Below are 5,488 nucleotides of genomic sequence, written 5' to 3' on the forward strand. Positions count from 1 at the left end.
GCTTGACCTCCATTTCAACCTTTGACTTCTCTACTATGCAGCCTTCAACGTTTCTAGTATTTCCTGGTGTCTATGAGGCTATGGAACCACTCCGATCCATCTCGAACTCGGAAGTGAAACGTAGTGCTGGCGAAGATACTTTGGGGGTAGCCCCATGTGAAAATAGCTCGATGCCAGGGTAATATTTAACAAAGCATCTTTCTGATATGTGGGAAAGATGTTTTGTTGTTTTAGGATTTATTGATATCTTTTTTTTGAGGAAGGAAGACTCAATGCCAAGGTTATTATTAATTAAAGTCTGTTTCTCATATTTCAGAAACAGGCTTTTTGGTTTTTCTTGGTAGAAGAGAAGAGAAAAATTACCCCTTTACACAAACAACTTGTTTAAGAGTTGCCACAACTTCTACTAAGTCAGTTTGCTGGTTCATTACTTCTTCAATAGATTTATAAGCACCAGGAATTTCATCAATAACACCTCCATCCTTCCGACATTCTACTCCTTCTGTTTGCTTAACTAAATCATCTACAGAAAAACTCTTTTTAGCTTTAGTTCGAGACATTAATCTGCCTGCGCCATGACTACAGCTACAATAACTTTCATGGTTTCCTTTGCCTTTGACAATAAAAGATTTTGCCCCCATTGAACCAGGAATAATTCCATAATCTTCTTCTTGCGCTCGGACAGCACCTTTTCGAGTTACATAAACTTCTTCTCCAAAATGTACTTCTTTCTCTGCATAATTATGATGACAGTTAACTTCTAATAATGGTTTTGTTGGTTTACCTCCCACTAAGTGCTTTTCAACTATTCGCTTAAAACGAGCCATCATTACATCTCGATTAAACCGAGCATAATTTTGTGCCCATTGTAAGTCGCGCCAATAAGCTGCAAATTCTGGTGTATTAGTTACAAAGTAAGCTAAGTCTAAGTCTGGCAATTTTGTATCTGCCAATTTTGCTAATTCTTTGGCAGTTTCAATATGACATTGAGCTAATTTATTGCCAATGTGACGGGAACCTGAGTGTAACATTAACCAAACATTGTTTTCTGTATCCAGACAAAGTTCGATAAAGTGGTTGCCTCCACCTAGAGAACCCATTTGTTTGAGAGCTTTACTTTCTAGATTTTTTACTCCTGGATGTAATTCTTTAAACTCTCTCCAATTCTGCCAGTTAGTGACAGATTTTTCTATTTCTTTGTTGTCAGAAAATCCTACAGGAATAGCTGCTTCTATATCTTGTCTGATTTTTTTTTGTTTGCCTTCTAGTTGCTCGGCAACAAAAGGTGTTTTTATGGCGCACATTCCACAACCAATATCTACACCTACAGCAGCAGGAATAATTGCTTCTTTTGTGGCAATGACAGAACCTACTAATGCCCCTTTACCCAAATGGACATCTGGCATTAGAGCAACGTGTTTGAACACAAATGGTAAGGATGCTACATTTTTGGCCATTTTGTGTTCTTGATGCTCTAGGGAATGATTTGCCCAAGACAATACGGGTTTTGGGGTTGAGAGGTTTAGTTTTTCGTATGGCATATTTGATTTTTAGTTATTCTTGATTGTTCATCTATATTTGTAATACAGCGTAACACAAAATAATTACGGAATGTTAGGTAAGGATATATTGATAATTAATAATTAATAATTAATAATGGATAATTAGAGATTAAATGGGCTTTGTTGCATGAAAGTATATAGCTGCCACACTTACGCGGAAACTGCTGTAACTATTGTCCAATAGATGAATCTAACATCAATTTTAAAATAGAAAAGGCTGAAACCTTTGCCTGTAAAAGCTTTTAAGTTTAATTTACCAACCCTTACTATTGTCCAATAGATGAATAGAACATCAATAGCGAAAGAGAGCAATATCTCTGCGCAATGGATACTCTATCGCTACTTTCATCCAACAAAGTCGATTGAATGTATCAGGAAATATAAAAAGGAGATAGGGAACACTTAACTGGGAATAGGTATGGAGGTCCGAAGAAATACAAGGGCAAATATTGTCGCTATTAAATCTAGAAATATATGTACTGAATACTTCTCTATCTACCTTCTTTCAATCCCTTGAAGCATTACCGCTTTTAGATTTTAGTCACTTCGCGTGCTCTCTTAATAATTATTTTACAAAAAGTCTCTTAGAGATATAAGAATGCTATTTTATTCGTCTAAAAAATCTTGCTACTTTTTGGGAATAGATTTGGAGGCAATGGTTAATGGGTAAGAGTTTCGGAGTTTATTTCTAGTTCTTGAATTGTTACAACCTATATTATAAATCTCCAGAAAAGAAGGAAGAGGGAAAACTTGAATGGAAGTAGAAATAATTGATAATTTGCGGATAATAATTGATTTTATTTTTCGTTTTTGGAGATGTCTATTGATAATTAATAATTAGAGATATAAGAATTCTATTTTATTCGTGTAAAAAATTTTGCAACCTATTTAGGATTGCTATAGTTTTCATTATTCATTATTCATTATCAATTATCCATTATCCATTATCCATTATTTATAAAGCGACTCGGAGATAATTGCTGGATAATCTCATCATGTTCCCCAGCTACATAATTAGCAAATCTTTTAGCTAGGGGAGGTACCAGTGTGAATGGACTACTAAAGCCAGAAAAAATATGTATTCCTTCTAGATTAGGAATAGCTCCGATGAGAGGTAAGTTGTCAGCACTGTATGCTATTAAACAGTGATTCCAGGTTGCTGGTAAATTTTCTAAGGCGGGCAAAACTTTTCCTATCTCTACTCGCATAGCAGTTTCACTTTTAACAGGATCTACTTTAGCGTGGGGGTCTGTGAGTACGCGGGAAATTTGACCTATTCTAATGCTACCGTTTTTAAATTGAATTGCGCCAGGGTCTAAGCTAAATGGTACAAACTCGTGACCAGGTTCATCCCACATTTGCTCAAACTCAACTGTACTTGTAGCAGCTTCACAATTTAAACGTTTTTCTACTGCTGTTAACACAGTAGTATTTAGTTTCAGTTCAACAGGAGGAGTTTCTAACATTTCAGCATGGGTGAAGTAAATACGGGTAGGGATACCTGCTGACTTTAGGAAGTGACGGGAAATTCCACCTGCACAAATAACAATATTCGCAGCGTGATAAGTTTTGTTTGTGGTGTAGACTCCGGTTATGCGTTCTGGATAGCTATGGGTTGAATTGCCAGTTTTTACTAACCCACTTACCTTTGCAATTTCAATTTGACCTCCTAACCTAGTAAATGCTTGAGAGTATCCTAAAGTTATAGCTTCTGGAGAAACATGACCTTGACTCACACTCAAAGCTCCTGCGATCGCCTCTTTATTTAGTAAGGGTTCCATTTCACAAGCTTCTTCGACACTTATGAAACGAGGTACAGTATTACACTGGGAGAAATTAGTAGCTATTTTTTCTGGGTCATCTTCTGGGGTTATAGTTAGTAATAAATCTAACTCTCGAAACTGGGTATCTATTTCTAACTCTTCTGATAGATAATGATGGCGTTGTTTTCCTTCCTGAAAAAGTTGATTGGTCAAATTTGTAGTAGCAGACCAGTAGGGTAGACCAGCATAACTATAACGAGTGGCACTTTTTAAAGTAGAATATTTTTCCAAAAGGAGTACAGCAAAACCTTTTTTTACCAGTTCATAACTAAGAGCAGCTCCAGTTATACCACCCCCGACTACAATCCAATCGTAACTTTTCATATATTTTTTATATTTTTTAATGTAACAGTTTCCTGATATAATAATAGGTATTTAACTAATAACAAACATTAGATTATTTAGCAAAATAATTATGCAATTGATTAATGAGTTATTCAAGATAAATACTAGACTCAAGATTGTAATTTGTAGACCTATACTTATATTACTATCAAGTATAATTTGGCCTACAATTAGCCTAGCACAATTGCCTCGTTTTGATTCTCCTATACCTAAGTCCTTTTCTCAAGAAAAACAGTCTTCGACCGTATTACCATCAAATAGTCTTCAAATTCAGCCAACTCAGCCTTCCGAAAAATCAATTGTTGATGGCTCAACAGCTCCTTTACCTGGAGACAGACAATTGCCTCTTGGAATTATTAAACCTGTGAATGGTTTTGTCAATATTAAACTCACAAATAAAACTGCTGCTAAAATTTCCTATGAGGTAATTGGAGATACTACACAACGTCAGTTATCAGGAAAATCTGAAGTAATTTTAAGGACATTGAAAGTGCCTGTGAATATTACTTTCTATCGTGAGAAGGGAGGCTTTTTATTGATACAACCACAGGTCATCGCTGAAAAAGGTCTTTTAGAGTTGATTATGACTGAAACTAATGATTTCAATTTGGATAAATCTAGTTTGTTAATTGAGGAAACTGGAAGTTTATTTTTAAATTAGTTAATGCTTAAATGCTAGTTTTTTTAATTATATAGATTTTTTGACGAAATTTATTGATATATTTCCTCAATAATTTTTGATAAATATAAATAGATCGAGTTACGAAGTTAGAGTTGTATTCTTTACTATAATTGTAATATATTTAATCAGATACTTTTTCTAGAAGTAAATTATAGTAGTTTTATTAAGAAAAATTATTAAGTAATTAGTCTTCATAAAAATAAAATTTATCAATTAAGTGTAATTTTTATAGAAAATTTTTCCATAATTTTTGTCATTTTTGTCTATAATTAAAAATAGTACCATAACCAGTAGATAGATGACTCTAGACTGTCAAGCAAGAAGCCATTTCATTTATTACTAAGTATTTCTTTATCTAGGTATTTGGTGGATATGTCTAACAATAATCGAGAAGATAAAATTAAGATAAATTTTCAATTACCTCGCAGTAAGTGGGAACGTTTTCAAGTAAAGTGCGAGGATAACCGTGCTTCTATGTCAGAAGTTCTACAGTTTTTAGTTGAGCTTTATTTAGCAGACGAAATAGGTAATTATCAAAATATTTTATCAGTTGGTTTGGAAACTAAAATTGATGCAGAAATAGGAAAGTATATAGGAAATAAATTAGATAGGTATATAGATAAATACATAGAAAAAAAATTGATTCAAGGGATTAAAAAAATAGATAACACTGAAGAATTAGTCACTACTAAAAATAATACTAAATTAGTAAACTTAGAACATAAAAGCGAAATATTTAGAAATAAATATCAAGATAGGAAAATATTAATAACAGAAGGGATTGACAAAAAAGAAGTTGAAAAAAAGAAGTCTAATGAGGAGAATAAAAAATTAAAAACTGCACGAGAACTGGCTGAATTATTTGGTTGTTCTCCTGCATATATAACTACTCTTAACAGATTAGGTGATTTAGAAAAAAGAGGATGGAAGGATTCTGGAAAAAGACAAGGTAAAGCTATTCTTTATGAACAAAAATAAATATTTTCTATCATGTCCAGTAGCATTGGTATTGTATAGAGAAGTTCAATAATTGATAATTGATAATTGATAATTGATAATTACCTCTCCCTAAAACG

The 5,488-nt window shown here is 33.4% G+C and carries 4 protein-coding genes and 1 rRNA gene; 3 read left to right on the forward strand and 2 right to left on the reverse strand.

Annotated features, from left to right (window positions below; translation table 11 throughout):
* Positions 1-62: 62 nt before the first annotated feature.
* Positions 63-179, forward strand: a 5S ribosomal RNA gene (gene rrf / locus ACP6PK_RS23935).
* A gap of 180 nt (positions 180-359) precedes the next feature.
* Here the strand turns inward: rrf and ACP6PK_RS23940 are convergent.
* The gene (locus tag ACP6PK_RS23940) at positions 360-1,541 is read right to left on the reverse strand and encodes an RtcB family protein (protein ID WP_426563292.1); all 1,182 of its coding nucleotides are present in this window, start codon (positions 1,539-1,541) and stop codon (positions 360-362) included.
* Positions 1,542-2,506: 965 nt separating this feature from the next.
* Positions 2,507-3,709 carry an NAD(P)/FAD-dependent oxidoreductase gene (locus tag ACP6PK_RS23945; protein ID WP_426563294.1) on the reverse strand — a complete coding sequence of 401 codons (1,203 nt, stop codon included), beginning with the start codon at positions 3,707-3,709 and terminating at the stop codon, positions 2,507-2,509.
* A 91-nt stretch (positions 3,710-3,800) separates the two neighbouring features.
* Between ACP6PK_RS23945 and ACP6PK_RS23950 the strand changes: the two genes are divergently transcribed.
* Together ACP6PK_RS23950 and ACP6PK_RS23955 are read left to right on the forward strand one after the other, a co-directional pair.
* Complete coding sequence (locus ACP6PK_RS23950; protein ID WP_426563296.1) at positions 3,801-4,391, forward strand: hypothetical protein; 591 nt, start codon at positions 3,801-3,803, stop codon at positions 4,389-4,391.
* A 393-nt stretch (positions 4,392-4,784) separates the two neighbouring features.
* Entirely contained in the window at positions 4,785-5,390 is a 606-nt protein-coding gene (locus ACP6PK_RS23955; protein WP_426563298.1) for a hypothetical protein, read from the forward strand.
* The last annotated feature ends 98 nt before the right edge of the window (positions 5,391-5,488 follow it).

Origin of the sequence: Dapis hubbardiae BLCC-M172 (assembly GCF_050016015.1) — a bacterium.
In the GTDB taxonomy this organism is placed as follows: Bacteria; Cyanobacteriota; Cyanobacteriia; order Cyanobacteriales; family Microcoleaceae; genus Trichodesmium.

Bases quoted from the DNA above. Each gene is read 5' to 3' on its own strand.
- ACP6PK_RS23940 (WP_426563292.1), bottom strand. From the start codon at position 1,541: ATGCCATACGAAAAACTAAACCTCTCAACCCCAAAACCCGTATTGTCT.
- ACP6PK_RS23945 (WP_426563294.1), bottom strand. From the start codon at position 3,709: ATGAAAAGTTACGATTGGATTGTAGTCGGGGGTGGTATAACTGGAGCT.
- ACP6PK_RS23950 (WP_426563296.1), top strand. From the start codon at position 3,801: ATGCAATTGATTAATGAGTTATTCAAGATAAATACTAGACTCAAGATT.
- ACP6PK_RS23955 (WP_426563298.1), top strand. From the start codon at position 4,785: ATGTCTAACAATAATCGAGAAGATAAAATTAAGATAAATTTTCAATTA.